Source organism: Propionivibrio sp., assembly GCF_029255185.1.
Lineage (GTDB): Bacteria > Pseudomonadota > Gammaproteobacteria > Burkholderiales > Rhodocyclaceae > Propionivibrio.
On the sequence record NZ_JAPUVO010000051.1, the window covers coordinates 1 to 19,594 of the forward strand.

Genomic DNA, 19,594 nt, shown 5'->3' on the forward strand with positions numbered 1-19,594 from the left:
CTTGGCAGAGATCAGAAATTCACGCAGACCGTCGTAAAGGTCAAACCTTGGTGAGTCCCCCGGCAAAGCCGGGGGCTTACCTCTATGAGTTACCGGTTACACCCAATCGGCCGCAGAGGTCAGCGACATCATCGGAAAGCTTACAGTCAAGGTTCAGCAAGTGACCTCGACCATGCATGTCGTGGTCGAAAAAGTAAATATCACTCAGCAGGAAGCCGAAAGCACAGCACTGATCATCGAAGGCATGGCAGTCAATGCATTAGATTCCTCAAGCGCCAATCAAGGAATTTCTAGTGCAAGCCAGCAGCAACTTGAACAGTTCGGCCTGCTTGACTCAACCACAGAAACACTCTTTGCCACACTGCGTGAAAGCGGCACAAAAGTCGATACGACGTCGGCCATTGGGGATGATCTGCGCGCAGTGACCAATAGGCTCAACGACATCATGCGCGGGTTCATTTTCACCAAGGGAAACGTGATCAAACCGGTAGCGCAGGAGAAACGTCGAGCCCCCAGAGCGCAGAACAGTTTGCTGGTCGGTGTAAACCAGGCAGGCAATACGCAGGAGGGGGTCAGCAGCGACTTTTCATTAACTGGCATGTGCCTGAGGCTCCCGCAGGCCGTGGATAGAAATGCGCCGCTTGATTTATTTTTGTACCTACCCAGCGATGACATGCAGAACTATGTAAAGCAGGAGCCCATGAAAATTCAGGCACGGATTATCTGGCAACGCAGTGATGCTGGAAAGCATATCTGTGGCGTCGCCTTTATCAACACTGATGAAAGCAAACGCTTCAGAATCAAAAAATGCTTCGAGTTTTTCAAGAAAAACCCGGAATTCTAAGGATGTATTTCAGCATATCTGTCCCACTTTGCATGACGAGAACGGCGACCATTGCGACAACCGCCGACTATTCCAATTTGAAAGCATCTGAAATAAAGGGTACATGATGAAGAAACTCACGACCATTCCAGGTCTTGCTCTCCTTGCGGTCTGTCTAACCGCCAGCAACCTTGCTACGTCGGAGGTCGTCGTCGTTGTCGGCGCAGGAAGTTCAATTGGATCCCAATCCAAAGAACAGGTGGCCGACATTTTCCTTGGGAAAAATACATCAGCCACCCCGATTGACCAGTCCGAGAGCGATCCTATCCCTGGGTACATCTTCCGGCTGACCTATATGGATGGCAAGTGGTCAATTACAACGGCGCCAATCTGATGTACCGTGGGCAAGCCGCAAGCTGGTCCTACACTGCCAATGTCTTTGCTGGCGCTGAAACAAACAAAGACACCGGCTACCAAAAGATTTACAACGGCAAAAACACAAAAACCAATGTGCGCTGGACTAATCTCGTTGGCGGAGATCTGACAGTGTCGAGGGATTGGTTCGAGACTAGGCTGGGTTATATCCAGAACAACGCAGAAAATGGCATTACCGACACCAATGACTACAACACGAAGTACCGGCAGCAAATCTATACCCTCGGCTTCTTCATCGATTACGGGAACTGGATTACTGGCCCCTGAACAGGGTGGATTACCCATTTGAGCTTGCCTGGAAATTAGATACTTCATCTTAATTTTCTTACGTCGGCCAGAATCAATTGGGGAAAAAAGTTATCTTCCGCTCTGGGCAATCCGGATTTTCTCAGCCAGATGCTGTTTCTGCCTATCATCGAGTCTGTCAATATTTTTCTTCCAGCCGTAACTGCGGTAATTGGCCTGAACAAATTGCCATCCGAGTGGGCCATAGGCATCGATACCGGCTTTCAGCCTAGGCTCCGATTCGACGACCGCTTTAAATTCCTTCCAGGGCAGACCCTGCAAGTCCTTTTCCATTTTTCCACTGTCCAGGCTAGCGTGTTTCGCCAGCATCCGGCTTGACTTTTCAACGGGAGCATCAACGTCGCCAATGCCTGCTGGATCTACCGCCGAAGCGTTGGAACCAGCCAAAGATAACAGCAGCAATATCCAAATCGTTTTCATCTTGCCTTGCGTTGAGATGATTCAGGTCAGGCCGTGCACAATTCAAATCTGACCTGCCGACCCAATGCGGCGGCTGCGCTGGCCAATGTGGTTAGCGTCAGGTTAGTATCCGTGCCATCCAGCAACCGGTTCAGTGCGGCACGGCTGGTATGCATCTTTTTCGCCATGGCTGTCTTCGTAAGTTTCTGCACAGCCATTTCCTGCTCGATTTGCCAGGCAATGACACGCTTCACGGCGACGGCCGTCGCTTCTTCGAGCATGGCATCTTCCACGAGGAAATCGTCGAAGCTGCTACCAACGTGGGGATTGCTCATTTCCGCCTCCCTAACTGTTTCAGTCGCTCTTTCGCCAAGTCCAAATCAGGCTTGGGCGTCTTCTGCTGCTTCTTGATGAAGGCGTGCAGCAAAATCATAAAGCCACCTTCGATCGCAAACAACGTTCGCGCAATTCTAGTATCCGGCCTTGACCGCACTTCCCAGAGGTCGCAGCTAAGGAGATCGACCAATGGCACGCCAAGACACCAACCAAATTGCACCGTCTTGATGTTCTCGCCGATCAGTTTTCTTTCATGCGCACAGAGCGTTCGCGGTTCTGTACCACTCTCGGTCAAAAAGGTATGTTAATACGCACATCTTGTTTTTATCGTGCTTAAATGACGTCTCTGTCGATTTACACCCCCCGTCTGGCCATGCTCTCCACTTCGTTCTACTGCTGCACTGATCTGCGCCGCATCGAGGCTGGCGCCTCTGGGCAGCCGCTGATGCAGCGCGCGGGCCGTGCCGCGGCCGATCTGGGCGCGGCGATTTGCGCTGATCGCGGTGCGGCCATCCTTATTCTCGCCGGTCCCGGCAACAATGGCGGTGACGCCTTTGAAACTGCACGTCTGCTGCGCCAGCGCTTCTACGACACGCACGTCGTTTTTGTCGGCGCCGCAGAAAATCTGCCTGTCGATGCGGCAAACGCCCGTCAGCGCTTCCTCGCTGCAGGCGGCACTCTCCTCACGGCAATTCCCGGCAAGCAGCGCTGGTCGCTGATCATCGATGGCTTCTTCGGCATCGGTCTGACGCGCGCAATTACCGAGCCCTACGCCGGGTTCATTGGGGAGGCCAATGCGCTGGCTGCCCGCGACGGCTGCCCGCTGCTCGCGCTCGACTGCCCAAGCGGCCTCGATTCGGATACCGGCGCGCGGCACGGCGCGACGATCCGCGCCAGCCATACGATCAGTTTCATTGGCAGCAAGCCGGGCTTGCTTACCGCTGATGGTCCCGACTATTGCGGCGAAATTTCCATCGCCAAACTCGATCTTGACGCCGGAAGCCTGGCGCCGGACTCGGGGCGAACCCTTGGCCTCGACCTCTTTGCCGCCCAACTCAAAGCACGTCCACGCAACAGTCACAAGGGCAGCAACGGCAACGCCGGCATCCTTGGCGGCGCGCCCGGCATGGTCGGTGCGGCGCTACTTGCCGCACGCGCTGCGCTGCGCCTGGGCAGCGGCCGGGTCTATGTCGGACTGCTCGACGCACGCGCTCCAGTGCTTGATGCGCAGCAACCCGAACTCATGCTGCGCACGGCGCAGAAGTTGCTGAGCACCGAACTCACGGCGCTGGCCTGCGGCCCCGGCATGGGCCAGACGAACGCAGCACGGGTGCTGCTCGAAGACGCCTGCACACTCCAGTTGCCGCTGCTGCTAGACGCCGACGCGCTCAACCTGCTGGCCGCAGAAGGCGAGTTGAAGGTCGCACTCGCCGCACGCAGCGCACCGACGCTACTCACGCCGCACCCAACCGAAGCGGCGCGTCTGCTCGACTGCGACGTAGCCGCCATCCAGGCCGACCGGCTGAGCGCCGCGCTCGAACTGGCCACACTCTACAAGGCCTGCGTCGCGCTCAAGGGCTGTGGCACCATTATTGCCACAGCCGATGGCACCTGCTTCATCAACACCAACGGCAATCCAGGGCTGGCGACAGCCGGTAGCGGCGACGTGTTAAGCGGCATCATCACCGCCCTGCTGGCCCAAGGCTGGCCGGTTCTCGAAGCGCTGCTCGCCGCCGTACACCTGCACGGCGCTGCTGCCGACCGGCTGGTCGCCGAAGGCTGCGGCCCGCTCGGCCTCACCGCCGGGGAATTGATTGACAGTGCGCGTTTCTGCCTGAACCAATGGATTTCTTCAGCCAGTGAACACTAAATTGCACGGCATCCTGCTGTTTCTGGTAGCAACCCTCCTTTTTTCACTGCACGACGCCACCGCAAAGTACTTGATCCCCGTCTTTGCCATTCCGCTGCTCGTCTGGGCGCGCTATGTCGTGCACCTCGTTATCATGCTGCTGGCTGTCGCACCGGGCATGGGTCGTGCACTCATCGTCACTAAACGACCATGGTTGATGACCTTTCGCGCCCTGACGCTGGTCGGCGTTTCGCTGCTCTTCCAGAATGCGCTGAAAACCTTGCCGCTGGCCGAAACAACGGCAATCGCCTTCGTCACGCCGCTGCTCGTTGCGCTGCTCGCTGGACCGCTGCTCGGCGAAAAAGTCCGCCTGGCGAGCTGGCTGGCAACGGTCGCGGGCTTCTGCGGCGTGCTGCTGATTGCCCGGCCAGGCGGCGTCGTGGCCGGTATCGGTGTCGCCTATGCCCTTGGCAGCGCGCTGTGCTACGCCGGCTACCAGATTCTCACACGCAAGCTCTCGGCCACCGAGCCGGCAATGCGCCAGCTTTTCTATACGGCACTGGTCGGCAGCATTACCTTGTCGTTCGCCATCCCGAGCTACTGGAGCGGGCAGATGCCCACCCTGAGCCAGGGCCTGCTCATCGTCTCACTCGGAATTAATGCCGGCGTCGGCCACTTTCTGCTGATCCGCGCCTTTCGCGAAACGCCGGCCTCAACGCTCTCGCCACTGCTTTACATCCAGTTGGTCTGGGCCATGCTGCTTGGCTTGATCGTCTTCGGCCAACTCCCGGATCTGCCAACAACGATCGGCATGGCTATTATCGGTACCTCGTGCCTGAGTCTCGCCTTATTCCAGCCACGTGCTGAGGTTTGATGGAACCTGTTTGGGAATGGCGACTCCTACACGGGCTGATTTTCAGTGCAGATTTTTTGAAGAGGGCGCTATGAAACATATTATCTGGGTTCTCTGGCCGGCATTCATTGCCGCTGGCATTGCCGAAATCGTGTTCTTTACCGTGATTGATCCACAGCAGCTATTTTTGCTTGGCCAACCCGTTGAACTGTCGCCGATGGCCACCTACTCGATAGGCTTTCTGATGTTCTGGCTGATCTGCACTGGATCAAGCCTGATGACCTGGTTCATGCTGCCCCAGTCAATCAAGGCCGCGCTAGGCTGTCATGTCGAGGAGCGAGAGGATCTATCCCGCCCCAAGCGCAGCGGGCTAAAGGTCGCCGGTTAAGCGAGGCTGGCGTCGATTCAATCGTGACTCAACGCACCGATTTGAGACTCAGGTGCAACTGCCGTGAATCGCCTTCATCGGCCTTGGCCGACGCGATCTTTCCCGCACGGGCCTGTTCGATGGCGTCAAGATAGTCCGTCGTCACATCGCCAGTCACGTAGCGGCCATCGAAACACGAGCAGTCAAAGCCGCCAAGTTCCGGCTTTAAATCGCGTACAGACGCTTTGAGCGCTTCCAGATCCTGATAAACCAAGGCATCGGCGCCAATTTCGCGGGCAATTTCTTCATCAGTACGACCGGTGGCGATGAGTTCGCTGCGTGTCGGCATGTCGATGCCATAAACATTGGGGAAGCGCACCGGTGGCGCGGCGGACGCGAAATAGACCTTGAGCGCACCGGCGGCGCGCGCCATTTCGACGATCTCGCGACTGGTCGTACCACGCACGATTGAATCATCGACCAGCAGAACACGTTTGCCCTTGAACTCCTGCGCCACGGTATTGAGTTTCTGGCGAACCGAATTTTTCCGCGTCGATTGACCCGGCATAATGAAAGTACGGCCGATATAGCGGTTCTTAACGTAGCCTTCACGATACGGAATACCCAGGCGCTGTGCCAGTTGCATGGCCGACGGGCGGCTTGAGTCGGGAATCGGGATCACCACGTCGATCTCCTCGACGGGAATCTGCCTGGCCACCTTGTCGGCCAGATGCTCGCCCATGCGCAGACGGGTTTCGTAGACCGAGACGCCATCCATTACCGAATCCGGACGCGCCAGATAAACGTATTCGAAGATGCACGGCGCCAGCACGGGGTTCTGGGCGCACTGGCGATGGTGTAGCTGATGCGCCATATCAACGAAAATCGCCTCGCCCGGCTCGACATCACGCAGGACGCGAAACCCCAGGGTATCGAGCGCGACCGATTCCGAAGCTAGCAGATATTCGGTGCCTTTTTCAGTTTCATTAACTCCGATGACCAGCGGACGAATACCGAAAGGGTCACGAAAGGCGAGCATGCCGTACCCGGCAATCAGCACCACCACTGCGTAGGCACCCTTGCAGCGCCGATGCACGCCGGCCACGGCGGCAAAAATGGTATCCAGATCGAGGCAAAAGCCCTTGGCCGTGTCCTGCAGTTCGTGCGCCAGAACGTTAAGCAGAACCTCGGAGTCGGAATTGGTGTTGATGTGCCGCAGATCCTGCCTGAACATCTCTTCCTGCAACTGCTCCGTGTTGGTCAGATTACCGTTGTGCGCGAGCACCAAACCGAAAGGCGAGTTGACGTAGAAAGGCTGCGACTCGGAAGAGTCCGAAGACGAACCCGCGGTCGGGTAACGACAATGGGCGATTCCCATGCTTCCTGGCAGGGCGCGCATATTGCGCGTGCGGAACACATCTCGCACCAGGCCGGAACCCTTATGCATGTGAAATGCATCACCTTCGCCAGTGGCTATGCCGGCAGCATCCTGGCCGCGATGCTGAAGCACCATCAGACCGTCATAGAGCAACTGATTGACCGGCGTGGTCGCAACAACCCCGAGTATCCCGCACATAGTAGTTCCTACCTGAATCGAATTCGTTTAGCCACTTCCGGCGGCAGCCAGGGCTTGCCGGCCAGTACCGCTGTTTCGAGCGGCGCAGAAAAATACGCCTCGCGCCACCATTTCTCTTTTACTACCGTCGTCATGCCACCCAGGGCAACAAGAACCAGGACAATGAGCAGACCGCGCGCCAGGCCAAAAATGACACCCAGCAAGCGATCAGTCAGACTCAAACCAAGCGCCTTGAGCAGGCCGCGAACGGCCAGCCGCAGCAGCGCCATTAGCACCAGTACGACGACGAACACCGCCACCCAGGCCGCAACAATTCGCAGCGCCGGATCGCTGATGCCGGTGAAAAAAACCCGCGCCACTTCGGTACCCCACCACTTGGCGGCAAGGAAGGCCAGCACCCACGCCACCAGCGCGATGATTTCGCCAAGCACGCCACGCCAAACGCCCAGCGCGACGGATGCCATCACGATGGCGATCACAACGTAATCGAACGCCGTCATTGCTTGGCCGCGACAACCCCGCTCACGCCGATCCGTTTCATCTTTGCGAGCGCCTTGTCGGCGGCTTCACGGCTGGCGAAGGGGCCGGCGCGCACACGTGTCTTTTTGCCATCGGGCGAATCAAGCGATTCGGTAAAAACCCTGATGCCCAGTTCACCGATCTTGGTTTGCAACTGCTTGACGTTGGCGGGATTGGAAAAGGCCCCGATGAGAATCAGATAGGACTCGTTGTCACTCGCTATGGCCGGTATTTCAGCAGGCTTCACTGGCGGTTTTTCAGCCGGCTTATTCACTGCGACCACGCTGGCTACCGGCGGGGGTGCTGGCTCAATTTTCTCAGGCGTCTGGGGTTTCTCGCCCGTTGCAGAAACGACGGCCGGTTTGCTGACCTTCGGATTGAAGGGCGTCTGATTCTGGCCCGGAATACGTATCTGGACATCCTGAACCTGCTGCTTCGGCTCCTCGTCCATGACCATTGGCAAGACCACAGCGGCCAGGCCGGCAACCGCAATCGCACCAACCAGGCGGCGGCGGGCCCGTTTTTTTAGCTGCAAATGCACATCAGGAGAATCGGACATCGGTTTGTGTAAAGTTAGGTTGTTGGAAATGATGACTGGATGTGGCTTGGATCAGCTACGGTGTTTCATCGCGCGCATGACAGCAGCTACCGTAAAGAACGACCCGAAGACGAGGATTCTATCATTTTCTCCAGCCAGCTTGACGGCGCGCATAAAGGCTTCTGCCGGAGAGGCATGGCATTGGGCACTCCCGCCCAGTTTTTCGTCAGCCACGACGCCAGCCAGCGCCTCGGCGGGCGCACCACGCGGGAGGTCCAGGCTGGCCAGCAGCCAGACATCAATCTTTCCGGCCAAGGTCTTCAGCGTGCCGGCAATATCCTTGTCAGCAAGCATGCCGACGACAGCAATCGTGCTCTCGAAAAAACCCATCGCGCCGAGGTTGTCAGCCAAACCCGCCACCGCCTGCGGATTGTGCGCCACGTCCAGTACGATCGCCGGACGACCCGGCAGCACTTGAAAACGCCCCGGCAGGTCCACTTCAAGCAACCCGCGGCGAACGGCCTGCATAGCCACCGGCAGTCGCTGTCTGAGCAGGTCGACGACAGCGAGTACCGACGCGGCATTACGCAACTGGCAACGTCCGCGCAACACCGGGTTCGCGAGGCCGCCCCGACGCTGCCCATCACGTCCCCAGAAGGTCCACTGCGTCTTGTCGCCAAAGTAAGCAAAATCGCGGCCGAGTAACTGCAGATCGGCGCCAATGTCAGCAGCATGATCGAGCAGCGATTGCGGCGGCTCGGGATCGGCGCAAATGGCCGGTTTGCCAGAACGGTAGATGCCGGCCTTCTCGAAACCGATGGCTTCACGCGTCGGACCCAGCCAGTCCGTATGATCGAGCGCAATACCGGTGATCACAGCGCAATCGGCGTCATAGACATTGACCGCATCGAGCCGTCCGCCCAGGCCCACCTCAAGAATGAGCACCTCGACTTCGCACGCGGCGAATACCTCCCACGCCGCCAGCGTGCCAAACTCAAAATAAGTAAGCGCCACATTGCCGACCAACTGCCTGGCGACCTCGACCTTGGCAAAGGCCGCGCACAGCGAGGCATCATCAACCGGCACGCCGTCGACGCGCACCCGTTCGTTGTATTCGAGCAAATGTGGCGATGTGTAGCAACCGACACGGTAGCCGGCAAAGCGATAGGTGGCCTCCAGGTAGGCGCAGGTTGAGCCTTTGCCATTGGTCCCGCCAACGATGATTAGCGGGCATTCCTGCCTTTGCTGTAAGACCGCCTTGACACAGTTGACCCGCTCCAGCCCGAGTTCGATTCCACCCTGCCCCTTGAGATGAAGGCTTTCAAGGTGGGCCAACCAGTCCTGTAGTGATTCCACAAGCCTCTTTCAGAACACAGAATTGATGCAAACGCTTCCTTAACCCATAGCGGCAAGCATCTGCGCTATTTTGACTCCGGCATGATAACGCGGGTCATCCTGCACGACAGGTGGCGCAGCACTGGGGAGCAGGCGCGCAATTCGCGCTGAGCGTAAGGGATCGAACGCCGGCTGCCAACGTTCCAGCACATCGTCCACGGCGCCCGGCGCATTGCATACCAAAAGCATATCGCAACCGGCATCCCATGCCGCGCTCGCGCGCTCGACGATATCGCCGGCGATGCTGGCGCCCGCCATTGAAAGATCGTCGCTGAAGATCACCCCGTCAAAACCTAATTCCTCACGCAATTTGCCGATCCAGACCGGCGAGAAGCCAGCCGGGCGCGAATCCACCTGCGGGTAAATGACGTGCGCCGGCATCACCGCATCGAGTTTAAGCCGGCGATAGGGTTCGATATCTGTGGCGAGTTCGCTCAGGGTTCGCTCGTCGACCGGCATGGCGACATGCGAGTCGGCTTCGGCCCAGCCGTGTCCGGGAAAGTGTTTGCCACAGGCGGCCATACCGGCGCGCCGAAGCCCGCTGATCAGCTGCGCAGCGAGTAGTACAACGACCGCCGGGTCGCCATGAAATGAACGGTTGCCAATCACCACGCTGCGCCCCCAGTCAAGGTCGAGCACGGGCGTGAAGGAAAGATCGACCCCGTTGGTTCGCAACTCGGCGGCGAGTACGTAACCGATATCGTGCGCTGCGCCCAGTGCTTCCTGTGGGCTGCTCTCCCACCATTGCCCAAGACGGCGCATTGGCGGGAGGCGGGAGAATCCCTCTCGGCAACGCTGCACCCTGCCCCCTTCGTGGTCAATGGCAATAGGTAACGGTGGCGAGCGCAAGGCATGAACTTCAGCACACAACTGGCTGAGTTGTTGCAGACATTGATAATTGCGCGAAAACAGGATCAGTCCGCCAATCAGCGGGTGCCTCAGGCGTTCACGGTCGAGATCGCTCAGTTCAAGGCCAGCGATATCGATCATCAACGGGCCATGCGGCAGTTGTAACGGCCCACTCATCCTAAAAACCTCACTTCAAATTATGACGACACAGCAAAACACCCGATCTGATCTGGCAAGAGAGGGGTGTTGCCCAAGAACCGCGATTGAATCTACACAGAAGCTGAAAGTCCCCCGCCTCACAAGCGATCCGGTAGAGTTGAGGCTATCGACACACTCACCTATCGGTTGACGAAAGGAGGCGGGGGGCTGGGGACTTTGGCACAAACGGTGCTTCCGTTCAAGCTTGAGGCGACAGACGAGATGCTGACGGCGAATGCCGGGTTGGCATTGTTCGGTGAATTCATACGCGGACTAGGGTTTTCCCGGTGGTTGTCGCAAGAGATGCCCAAGCCAGGTAGTGGGCGTGGCTATCAGGCTGACGCCTACATCACCCGCTGGTGCTGATGCTCACAGGCGGCGGTCGCTCGCTGGAAGATCTGCGCATACCACCCGTGGCCAAGCCCGTCGATCTGCTCACCGAATTCACCGACTTAAGGGATGAAGAATGAGCACTGTAAGCTCTCTTGAGGTTCGCCTGAACAATTTGCTGGTCGGTTACCTCACGCACTACCCGGACGAGAAAACGATGCTGGACGTTTGGCGAAGCCAGTTTCAAGCCGCCGGCGTGCCCGAGCAACTGATCCAGAAGGTCGAGGCGCACCAAGCCCAATTGCCGTTGACGAAAAGCCTGAATGGCTGATCTGCTCCTGCCGCTTACTATGCGAGGGCTGAAAAACAAAAGGGAGCTGTTAGCTCCCTTTTGTTTTTCAGCAGTTCAATCTCGTGAAATATGCGCAACAGCTTAGCCAGCGAAGTTCTTTTCGGCAAAACCCCAGTTGGCCAAGCTGTTAAGAAACGTCTCAACAAATTTCGGGCGCATATTGCGGTAGTCGATGTAGTAAGCGTGTTCCCACACGTCGATGCAAAGCAGAGCCTTGTCGCCAGTGGTCAGCGGGGTGCCGGCGGCGCCCATGTTGACAATGTCGACCGAACCGTCAGCCTTCTTGACCAGCCAGGTCCAGCCTGAACCGAAATTGCCAACGGCTGAGGTCTGGAAGGCTTTCTTGAACTCGTCGAAGGAACCCCATTTGGCGTTGATGGCAGCTGCCAACGCGCCGCTCGGAGCTCCACCGCCGTTGGGCTTCAGACAATTCCAGAAGAAGGTGTGGTTCCACACCTGCGCGGAGTTGTTGTAGATGCCACCGGCCGGCGCCTTTTTGACGATGGCTTCCAGGTCAAGGCTTTCGTATTCGCCGCCCTTGATCAGATTGTTCAGGTTGGTAACGTAGGCTTGATGGTGCTTGGCGTAGTGGTATTCAAAGGTTTCCTTTGACATGTGCGGGGCCAATGCATCCATGGCAAAAGGCAGTTGCGGCAGCTGATGTTCCATGACTTCTCCTTGTGTTGCCTGTTGTTTTCAGTGGGTTGAGCGCTGATCAGCCCTCGCTTGAACTACTTCTTGGATATCGAGGTAACTGTTGCGTTAGCACGTCCAGCGTGAAACAAGACAGCGATCCGGTCGTTTGGTTCCAGCGACCCGCAGTCACGCAGGATTCTACCTGCTTCATCGCTAACGATGCTGTAGCCACGCGCCAGTACGGCGTCAGGATTAAGGTGGGTGAGGCTGGCAGCGATGCGAGTGAGGTCGGCAGATTTGCCGTGCAGTGCTTCTTGCCAGTCGCTGTGCAGTTTTGCGCTCAGTGTTTCTAGTCGACGGGCGAACCGGCCGCTATCCGGACGCGCCAGCAGAAGACGGCGAGTCAAGCCAGCAAGCCGTTGACGGCCACGGGTGCTAGCCTGCGTCAAACCGTTGTCAAGACGTCGCCGTAGATTGAGCAGATCTGCGCGCTGTTGCGCGAGGCGCTGTGCCGGGTGTTGCAGACGCAGTGTCAGCCAATCGAGGTGCTGGCTGCGCTGACCGTGGCTCTGCCAGAATTGGCGGCGCAGAGAAAGCCTGAAATCAAAGAGGCGCGCCAATAGCGCGGAGCGCTCCGGTGCGGCAAGTTCAGCCGCCGCCGTGGGTGTCGGGGCACGCTGATCGGCAGCGAAATCGGCAATCGTAAAGTCGGTCTCGTGACCGATGCCAGTGATCACCGGCAGCGAACAAGCGCGGATCGCCCGCGCCACCCCTTCGTCATTAAAGGCCCAGAGGTCTTCGAGACTGCCACCGCCGCGACAGACGATGATTAGCTCGCATTCATGCCGTTCGCTTGCCCGGCGAATGGCGCCAGCGATCTGCTCGGCTGCTCCTTCTCCCTGAACCGGGGTGGGGTAAAGCACAATGCTCACCTGCGGTGCGCGACGCAGCAAGGTGCTCAGCACATCGCTTAGCGCTGCGGCTTGTTGCGAGGTGACAATGCCGACGCAGCGCGGGAAAGCGGGCAGCGAGCGTTTCTCTTCCTCAGCAAAAAGACCTTCGCGTTCGAGCTTCTCCTTGAGCAGGAGAAATTTTTCGTAAAGATTGCCAAGCCCGGCCTTGCGTGCTGTTTCGACATTGAGCTGGAAATCGCCACGTGCTTCGTAAAGGGTGACCAGCACGCGCGCTTCGAGGTGCTGACCGTTCTCCAAACGCCAGCCGAGAAGCTGGGCGCGATTGCGAAACATGACGCAGCGCACCTGTGCCGCAGCATCTTTCAGCGAAAAATAGACGTGTCCGGAAGTCGCATAGGTCAGATTGGACACTTCACCGCCGACCCAGCAAAGCGGGAAGGCTGATTCGAGCCGTTCCCGCGCCAGCCGGTTAAGCATCGAAACGGGGATGACCGAGACTGATGGGGCAAGGCTTGTGCCGGAAGAAGTGGGTTCAGACATGCGCCAATTCTACATCCATGTCAATTCATTCACACCCTGCGGTGCTTGCAGCGCAGGGGTGGGCTGAAATCCTTGCCGCTCAAGGGTTTTATTCAAGCAATTGATTATTAACGATTAATTGTATTGCTCATTTTTCCTACTAAGTAAAAAAAGCCTTTTGAAAACGGGACTTAGGGTGCGGAATCGCCATTGATCCACAAAGTTATCCACAGATTTTGTGGATAAGATATTTCAGTATTACTTGAGCACAGGGCTTGCCGCTGGCGCCGGCTCAGGCTAAAGTCACCGGCTGAATAAACCCTTGGGGAGAAAGCGTGTTTTCTATCATTCTGGCGGCTGGTTGGCCCATATGGCCCTTGTTGTTGGCGTCGATTATTGCTGTCGCCCTGATCATCGAACGCCTGGTGGCCTTGCGTCGTGTCAAAGTGTTACCGAACGGTCTGTTGCAACGCGTGATTGCCGAGTACCGGCAGGGCGGCGTAAATGAATCGATGCTAGCCAGGCTTGAAGAACAATCGCCACTCGGTTGCGTGCTCTCAGCCGGCCTGCGTAACGTCGGCAGTTCGCGCGAGATCATGCGCGAGTCGATTGAAGAAGCGGGTGGTGTGGTGGCCCATGAGCTTGAACGTTATCTCACAACGCTGGGCACCATCGCCTCGATCAGCCCGCTTATGGGTCTATTTGGCACCGTGGTCGGCATGATCGAAATTTTCGGTTCGCAGTCACCGACGGGAACCAATCCGATGCAACTGGCCCACGGCATTTCGGTGGCGCTTTACAACACCGGGTTTGGCTTGATCATCGCCATTCCGGGAATGATTTTCTGGCGCCATTTCCGTGCTCTGGTCAATGGCTTCGTGATCGAAATGCAGCAGCAGGCCGTGCGTCTGGTCGAGGTATTGACTGGCGAGCGCAAGGCTTGAGGAGCAGGGTATGAATTTTCAACGCGGTCGTGGACACGATGAGCCAGAGATCAATCTGATCCCCTTGATTGACGTACTGCTGGTGATCATCATCTTCCTGATGCTCACCACCACTTACGCCAAGTTCTCCGGTCTGGAAATCAATCTGCCAACCGCCGACTCCAGCAAACAGGCTGAGCAACCCAATGAAGTCAGCGTTGCCGTGACGGCGAATGGGCAGGTCCTGGTCAACAAAGCGCCGCTGGCGGCGACCGATGTGAAATCAATCAGCGAAGCCCTGCGCCGCGCTGCCGGTGAGAACAAGGACCCGGTCATTGTCATCAATGCCGATGCCAAAGCGACGCATCAGAGCGTGGTCGATATCATGCAGGCCGCGCAGACCGCCGGCTACCCGCATATTTCGTTTGCCACACAATCGCCACACTGATGGCGCTGCGTTGCCGATGCGTCCTGCCGGCTTCGCACAGCGCCTGACTCACCTGTGGTACCAGCGACGGCTGGCCCCGGTACTTCTGCCACTGGTACCCTTTTCCTGCTTGTTTCGACTGCTCGTCGGCGTGCGCCGTGGCCTCTATCACTGCGCTGTGCTGCGCTCGTATCGCTTGCCGGTACCGGTCATTGTGGTTGGCAATCTGACCGTCGGTGGCAGCGGCAAGACACCGCTCGTGCTCTGGCTCGTTGAGCGCCTGCGTGAAGCAGGCTGGCGGCCGGGGATCATCAGTCGGGGTTATGGCGGCATGGCCACCACCGTGCAGGCGGTAACGTCAGATTCCGCCGCGTCGCTGCTCGGTGACGAGCCATTGTTGCTGGCACGACGCAGCGCCGTCCCGGTCTTTGTCGGTCGTGACCGCGTGCGCACGGGCCAGGCCCTACTCGCCGCACAGCCCGAATGCAATGTCATTATTTCCGACGATGGCCTGCAACACTATCGCTTGCAGCGCACCGCTGAAATCGCCGTGCTCGACGGGCGCGGTGCGGGGAATGCCCAGTTGTTACCCGCCGGGCCACTGCGCGAGCCGCTGCAACGCCTGTCGACGGTGACCGCGTTGGTTTGGAACACGGTCGCCGAGGCCCGGATACCAGCATCGGAGCAAATGGCGTGTGCCACGGGCGCCTTGCCCCAGTTCGCGATGCGTCTCGTTGGTCAGCGTTTTGTTTCTCTGAGCGATGCACAGCGACACTGCGCTGCTCAGGACCTGCGTGGCAAACGCCTGTATGCACTGGCCGGCATTGGCGATCCTTCCCGATTTTTTGCGCAACTGGAGGCGCTGGGGCTTGAGTTTGAAGCGCACCCATTTCCCGATCATCATCTTTACAACACATCAGATCTTGCTTTCGCCGACGATGGAGTCCTGCTGATGACTGAGAAAGATGCGGTAAAATGCGCCGCACTCACTTCGCGCGAAGCATGGGTACTGCCGGTTGAGGCGCACCTTCTTCCGGCACCCGAAGGTAAGTCACTGCTCGACACAATCCTGGAGAAACTCGATGGACGCCCGCCTGCTTGATATTCTCGTCTGCCCGATCTGCAAGGCGAATCTCGAATACCGCAAGTCTGCCTCGGAACTCGTCTGCAAGCCGTGCAAGCTCGCTTTCCCGGTTCGCGACGACATTCCGGTCATGCTTCAGGACGAAGCGCGCCACCTGGCAGCAGAGGAAGCCTGAATGCCTGGAGAAGGCATCAAGTTCAAAGTGGTGATCCCCGCCCGCTACGCGTCAACTCGGCTACCGGCCAAGCCTCTGCTCGATCTTGGCGGCAAGCCGATGGTCGCCAGGGTGGCCGAGCGCGCGGCTCTTTCCGGCGCGCAAGAAATCTGGGTGGCGACCGACCATCCCGACGTACAGGCCGCCGCCGCACAGCATGGCTTGTCAGTGCTGCTGACCCGAACCGATCATCCGAGCGGAACAGATCGCCTGGCTGAGGTCGCCGAGCAACTGGGGTGGAAGGATGAAACCATCATCGTCAATGTGCAAGGCGACGAACCGCTGATCGATCCGGCGCTGATTGCCCAGACAGCGCAGCAACTGGCAATGAGCGGCGCGGATATTGCCACGGTGGCGCATCCGATCAACAGCGTCGCCGATTTCTTCAATCCGAATATCGTCAAGGTAGTGTGCAAGGCTGACGGCGATGCGCTGTACTTTTCCCGGGCCTCGATTCCGTATGCCCGTGACCACTTTGCCCGCAAAACGGGCAAAGAAAGCCTGCCACCCGGGATTCCAGCCTACCGGCACATTGGGCTTTATGCCTATCGCGCCCGTTTTCTGAGGGCCTACACCCGTTTGACGCCATCGCCGCTTGAAGGCTTCGAAGCGCTTGAGCAGTTGCGCGCCCTGTGGCATGGTTTCCGGGTCAGCGTCATCATTTCGAATCACTTGCCGATGCCGGGCGTTGATACCCCGGAAGATGCAGCACACATGCAGGCGTGCTTTGGCAAGTCATAAAGCGTTTGACCGTTCGGGCAATTGAAGGTACTTTTCACCACTTTGGCAAGGTGAAGCGCAATGAGACTTATCGTTCTGGGCGCCCCGGGCGCCGGTAAGGGTACCCAAGCGCAATTTATCCATGAAAAATACGGCATCCCCCAGATTTCGACCGGGGATATTCTGCGTGCCGCGATAAAGGCCGGAACCCCCCTCGGAATCGAAGCCAAAAAGGTGATGGATGCCGGCCACCTGGTTTCCGACGACATCATCATCAGTCTGGTCAAGGACCGGTTGTTGCAGGATGATTGCCAGGCCGGTTATTTGTTTGACGGTTTTCCGCGCACCATACCGCAGGCGGAGGCAATGAAATCAGCAGGTGCAGCTCTGGATTTCGTTCTGGAAATTGACGTTGCCGATTCGGAGATCATCGAACGCATGAGCGGTCGCCGCGTGCATCCGGCCTCGGGCCGAACCTACCACGTCAAGTTCAATCCACCCAAGGTTGAAGGCAAAGACGATGTGACTGGCGAAGACCTGGTGCAGCGAGATGACGACCAGGAAGACACCGTTAGAGAACGTCTCCAGATTTATCATTCACAGACCCAGCCACTGATCGAGTACTACCGACAATGGTACGCCACGGGCGATACCCACGCACCCAAGTGCCGCAAGATTGCCGGGGTCGGGACTATCGATCAGATCAGGCAGGCGACTTTTGACGCCTTGAACTAATTGCGTTGCTGCCGAGCGGGCTGATCCTGCGCGTTTGTTCGTTTTCAGCTTCTGGTGGCTACTTGGATTTTGTTCCATGCAAAAACGATATTCGAGGGAGTGCCATGGCTTGTTTTCACTGCCTGATGCGTAGATCGCTGCTCGCTTTCTGTGGCTTCGTGTTGTTTTCCAACACACTCGCGGTTCGCGCCGAAACGATTGCTGCGATGCCGGGAGTACTGACACAGCCTTATATTCAGCATTGGACGGCGGGGTATTTCGGTTATGTTGCGTGGTCAACGGTTAGTGCGACGGAAGCGTGCGCCTCGCTTTATGCGCAATTTAGCGGAACTGTAACGTCGATGGATTCGACACATTGTTACGGCACAACTTCCAGCGGAAGCAACATTACGACGGAACTAGCTTATTGGACTTCGTGTCCAGCGTTCTGGTGGGCAGCAAACAACGTCTGCAATACGAATGGCTATGTTTGCACAACGGGGAAAAACTGGACTCTCGCTGGCAACACCTGCACCCGCCCCGACTGCACGCCCCCCCAATGGCGTGACGAATCAACCGGTCAATGCCTGAACCCTGATGATGCCAAGACGGTGGGGCAATCCTGTCCGGAGGCCGGCAACCCGATCAACATTGGCAGTGGTCGCAAGATCCAGGACGAACCCCTATACCGTGACCCTTATGGTCAATTAAGTTACAGCCTTCTTTACAGCAGCCGCCGGAGTACGGATGCGTATCAAGGCGCAACGCCCCAAGGCAAATACTGGGCGGCCAGTTTTCAGAGCAGTGTGGCCCCTGGTGCCGATGGCACCAGCACGCTCGGACCAAGCAAGGTATCGCTTAATCGTTCAAGCGCCCAACTTCTTGTTTTTAACCGCCAAGACACATCGAACACCTACCTCTCCGACGCTGACATAACGGACCGTCTGACACGTTTTTCAACTGCGGGAGGCACCACCACAGGCTGGCAACTGATTGATGGCGCGAGCAACCGCATAGAGGCCTACGATGCCTTCGGCAAACTCCTGTCAATCACCGATCAACTCGGTCGTAGGCAGACGCTCGCCTACGATGCCGCTGGGCTCCTCGTTTCAGTAACCGACGTCTTCGGTCGCCAACTCCTGTTGACCTACGACACCCAGAAACGGATCGCGACACTGACCCCGCCGGATAATGCCCCGATCACCTTTACCTACGATGCGCTTAACAACCTCTCGGCGATCAGTTGGCCCGATGGGCACAGCCGCACCTACCTCTACGAAGATAGTCGCTTCCCGAACAACCTGACCGGCATCACCGATGAGAAGGGAAATCGCTACGCGACGTGGGCCTACGACACCCAGGGCCGGGCGGTTTCCAGCGAACACGCAGGTGGCGCCGACAAAGTCACCCTGGCCTACAACACCGGCAACACAGCGGTCACCGACGCCCGCGGCACGGTCCGCACCACGAACCTCCAGACCATCCTCGACGTCACCAAACCCACCGGCAGCAGCCAACCCGGCGGCTCTGGCTGCGGCCCCGCCGCCAGCGCGCTCACCTACGGCGCCAACGGCAACGTCGCCAGCCGCACCGACTTCAACGGCAACCAGACGACTTACACCTACGACCTCACCCGCAACCTCGAAACCAAACGCGTCGAAGCGACCGGCAAACCCGAAGCCCGCACGATCAGCACCACCTGGCACAACGATTGGCGTCTACCCATCAAAGTCGCCGAACCCAAGAAACTCACCACCTGGACCTACAACGGCGACGGTGGCGTGCTCTGCGCCCCGGCCACCGCCACCGTCCCCGACCTCACCGGCGCCCCCCGACCCATCGGCGTCCTGTGCAAAACAAGCGAACAGCCGACCACCGACCTGAACGGCAGCGCCGGCCTTACCGCCCCCCTCACCGGCCTCCCGCGCACCTGGACCTACACCTACAACAGCCTTGGCCAAGTCCTCACCGCCGACGGCCCACGCACCGACGTGACGGATCTCACCACCTACACCTATTACGACCCCACCGACCCCGACCCGGGCAAACGCGGCCAACTCGCCACCCTCACCAACGCCCTCGGCCACAGCACCCAGATCACCGCCTACGATCTGAATGGCAACCCGCTCACCGTCATCGACGCCAACGGCGCCGTCACCACGCTCACCTACGACCCCCGCCAGCGCCTGACCTCCCGGCAAATCGGCAGCGAACTCACGACCTACCAGTACGACGGCGTCGGGCAGCTCACCAAAATCACCCTCCCGGACGGTCGCTACCTCAGCTACAGCTACGACCCCGCACACCGCCTGACCGAC

24 protein-coding genes and 1 pseudogene are annotated in these 19,594 nt (G+C 58.3%); 15 read left to right on the top strand and 10 right to left on the bottom strand.

What is annotated here, in order from left to right:
• Positions 1–160 precede the first annotated feature (160 nt).
• From Q1J43_RS01365 to Q1J43_RS01375, 3 genes are all read left to right on the top strand, one after another.
• Positions 161–844: a PilZ domain-containing protein gene (locus tag Q1J43_RS01365; RefSeq protein WP_301100495.1), complete on the top strand. Its 684-nt coding sequence runs from the start codon at positions 161–163 to the stop codon at positions 842–844.
• Between the two features lie 103 nt (positions 845–947).
• Positions 948–1,217, top strand: coding sequence for a hypothetical protein (locus tag Q1J43_RS01370; protein ID WP_301100496.1), 270 nt, complete (start codon positions 948–950; stop codon positions 1,215–1,217).
• Complete coding sequence (locus Q1J43_RS01375) at positions 1,190–1,525, top strand: hypothetical protein (RefSeq protein WP_301100497.1); 336 nt, start codon at positions 1,190–1,192, stop codon at positions 1,523–1,525. Before Q1J43_RS01370 ends, Q1J43_RS01375 begins: the two co-directional genes overlap by 28 nt.
• A gap of 90 nt (positions 1,526–1,615) precedes the next feature.
• On the opposite strand, the gene Q1J43_RS01380 is transcribed toward Q1J43_RS01375, so the two are convergent.
• Genes Q1J43_RS01380 through Q1J43_RS01390 form a run of 3 tightly spaced genes read right to left on the bottom strand, consistent with a single transcriptional unit; the run spans position 1,616 to position 2,594 of the window.
• Positions 1,616–1,984, bottom strand: a complete 369-nt coding sequence (locus Q1J43_RS01380; protein ID WP_301100498.1) for a hypothetical protein — start codon at positions 1,982–1,984, stop codon at positions 1,616–1,618.
• 26 nt (positions 1,985–2,010) lie between these two features.
• Positions 2,011–2,298, bottom strand: a complete 288-nt coding sequence (locus Q1J43_RS01385; RefSeq protein WP_301100499.1) for an XRE family transcriptional regulator — start codon at positions 2,296–2,298, stop codon at positions 2,011–2,013.
• On the bottom strand, positions 2,295–2,594 hold the full coding sequence (locus Q1J43_RS01390; RefSeq protein ID WP_301100500.1) for a type II toxin-antitoxin system RelE/ParE family toxin: 300 nt from the start codon (positions 2,592–2,594) through the stop codon (positions 2,295–2,297). Before Q1J43_RS01390 ends, Q1J43_RS01385 begins: the two co-directional genes overlap by 4 nt.
• A gap of 42 nt (positions 2,595–2,636) precedes the next feature.
• Between Q1J43_RS01390 and Q1J43_RS01395 the strand changes: the two genes are divergently transcribed.
• From Q1J43_RS01395 to Q1J43_RS01405, 3 genes are all read left to right on the top strand, one after another.
• A complete protein-coding gene (locus Q1J43_RS01395) occupies positions 2,637–4,169 on the top strand; it encodes an NAD(P)H-hydrate dehydratase (RefSeq protein WP_301100501.1) in 1,533 nt (510 codons plus the stop codon).
• Positions 4,159–5,022 carry a DMT family transporter gene (locus tag Q1J43_RS01400; RefSeq protein ID WP_301100502.1) on the top strand — a complete coding sequence of 288 codons (864 nt, stop codon included), beginning with the start codon at positions 4,159–4,161 and terminating at the stop codon, positions 5,020–5,022. Before Q1J43_RS01395 ends, Q1J43_RS01400 begins: the two co-directional genes overlap by 11 nt.
• 70 nt (positions 5,023–5,092) lie before the next feature.
• Positions 5,093–5,389 carry a hypothetical protein gene (locus tag Q1J43_RS01405; protein WP_301100503.1) on the top strand — a complete coding sequence of 99 codons (297 nt, stop codon included), beginning with the start codon at positions 5,093–5,095 and terminating at the stop codon, positions 5,387–5,389.
• Between the two features lie 28 nt (positions 5,390–5,417).
• On the opposite strand, the gene purF is transcribed toward Q1J43_RS01405, so the two are convergent.
• From purF to nagZ, 5 genes are read right to left on the bottom strand one after another with little or no spacing between them, the layout of a single operon-like run.
• Positions 5,418–6,944: an amidophosphoribosyltransferase gene (gene purF / locus Q1J43_RS01410; protein WP_301100505.1), complete on the bottom strand. Its 1,527-nt coding sequence runs from the start codon at positions 6,942–6,944 to the stop codon at positions 5,418–5,420.
• An 8-nt stretch (positions 6,945–6,952) separates the two neighbouring features.
• On the bottom strand, positions 6,953–7,444 hold the full coding sequence (locus tag Q1J43_RS01415; RefSeq protein WP_301100506.1) for a CvpA family protein: 492 nt from the start codon (positions 7,442–7,444) through the stop codon (positions 6,953–6,955).
• Positions 7,441–8,022, bottom strand: coding sequence for an SPOR domain-containing protein (locus tag Q1J43_RS01420; RefSeq protein ID WP_301100507.1), 582 nt, complete (start codon positions 8,020–8,022; stop codon positions 7,441–7,443). The genes Q1J43_RS01415 and Q1J43_RS01420 overlap by 4 nt, the downstream gene beginning before the upstream one ends.
• Positions 8,023–8,073: 51 nt before the next feature.
• A complete protein-coding gene (folC, locus tag Q1J43_RS01425) occupies positions 8,074–9,357 on the bottom strand; it encodes a bifunctional tetrahydrofolate synthase/dihydrofolate synthase (RefSeq protein WP_301100508.1) in 1,284 nt (427 codons plus the stop codon).
• 39 nt (positions 9,358–9,396) lie between these two features.
• Positions 9,397–10,422, bottom strand: coding sequence for a beta-N-acetylhexosaminidase (gene nagZ, locus Q1J43_RS01430; RefSeq protein WP_301100509.1), 1,026 nt, complete (start codon positions 10,420–10,422; stop codon positions 9,397–9,399).
• Positions 10,423–10,632: 210 nt separating this feature from the next.
• Between nagZ and Q1J43_RS01435 the strand changes: the two genes are divergently transcribed.
• Entirely contained in the window at positions 10,633–10,809 is a 177-nt protein-coding gene (locus Q1J43_RS01435) for a hypothetical protein (protein ID WP_301100511.1), read from the top strand.
• A gap of 100 nt (positions 10,810–10,909) precedes the next feature.
• Entirely contained in the window at positions 10,910–11,104 is a 195-nt protein-coding gene (locus tag Q1J43_RS01440) for a hypothetical protein (protein ID WP_301100512.1), read from the top strand.
• A 102-nt stretch (positions 11,105–11,206) separates the two neighbouring features.
• Here the strand turns inward: Q1J43_RS01440 and Q1J43_RS01445 are convergent, their stop codons facing one another.
• Both Q1J43_RS01445 and xseA read right to left on the bottom strand, forming a co-directional pair.
• Positions 11,207–11,794 (bottom strand): Fe-Mn family superoxide dismutase, encoded by a 588-nt coding sequence (locus Q1J43_RS01445; protein ID WP_301100513.1) that lies wholly within the window; start codon positions 11,792–11,794, stop codon positions 11,207–11,209.
• A gap of 62 nt (positions 11,795–11,856) precedes the next feature.
• Positions 11,857–13,215, bottom strand: coding sequence for an exodeoxyribonuclease VII large subunit (xseA, locus tag Q1J43_RS01450; protein ID WP_301100515.1), 1,359 nt, complete (start codon positions 13,213–13,215; stop codon positions 11,857–11,859).
• Between the two features lie 314 nt (positions 13,216–13,529).
• Here xseA and Q1J43_RS01455 point away from each other — a divergent pair, with 314 nt between their 5' ends.
• From Q1J43_RS01455 to Q1J43_RS01485, 7 genes and pseudogenes are all read left to right on the top strand, one after another.
• The gene (locus Q1J43_RS01455) at positions 13,530–14,138 is read left to right on the top strand and encodes a MotA/TolQ/ExbB proton channel family protein (RefSeq protein WP_301100517.1); all 609 of its coding nucleotides are present in this window, start codon (positions 13,530–13,532) and stop codon (positions 14,136–14,138) included.
• 10 nt (positions 14,139–14,148) lie between these two features.
• Complete coding sequence (locus Q1J43_RS01460) at positions 14,149–14,565, top strand: biopolymer transporter ExbD (RefSeq protein WP_301100518.1); 417 nt, start codon at positions 14,149–14,151, stop codon at positions 14,563–14,565.
• Positions 14,543–15,646: a tetraacyldisaccharide 4'-kinase gene (lpxK, locus tag Q1J43_RS01465; RefSeq protein ID WP_301100519.1), complete on the top strand. Its 1,104-nt coding sequence runs from the start codon at positions 14,543–14,545 to the stop codon at positions 15,644–15,646. The genes Q1J43_RS01460 and lpxK overlap by 23 nt, the downstream gene beginning before the upstream one ends.
• A complete protein-coding gene (locus Q1J43_RS01470; protein WP_301100520.1) occupies positions 15,627–15,803 on the top strand; it encodes a Trm112 family protein in 177 nt (58 codons plus the stop codon). The genes lpxK and Q1J43_RS01470 overlap by 20 nt, the downstream gene beginning before the upstream one ends.
• The gene (kdsB, locus tag Q1J43_RS01475) at positions 15,804–16,583 is read left to right on the top strand and encodes a 3-deoxy-manno-octulosonate cytidylyltransferase (RefSeq protein WP_301100521.1); all 780 of its coding nucleotides are present in this window, start codon (positions 15,804–15,806) and stop codon (positions 16,581–16,583) included.
• 60 nt (positions 16,584–16,643) lie between these two features.
• A complete protein-coding gene (gene adk, locus Q1J43_RS01480; RefSeq protein WP_301100522.1) occupies positions 16,644–17,297 on the top strand; it encodes an adenylate kinase in 654 nt (217 codons plus the stop codon).
• Positions 17,298–17,401: 104 nt separating this feature from the next.
• A pseudogene (locus tag Q1J43_RS01485) lies at positions 17,402–19,594 on the top strand (hypothetical protein); the annotation flags it as partial.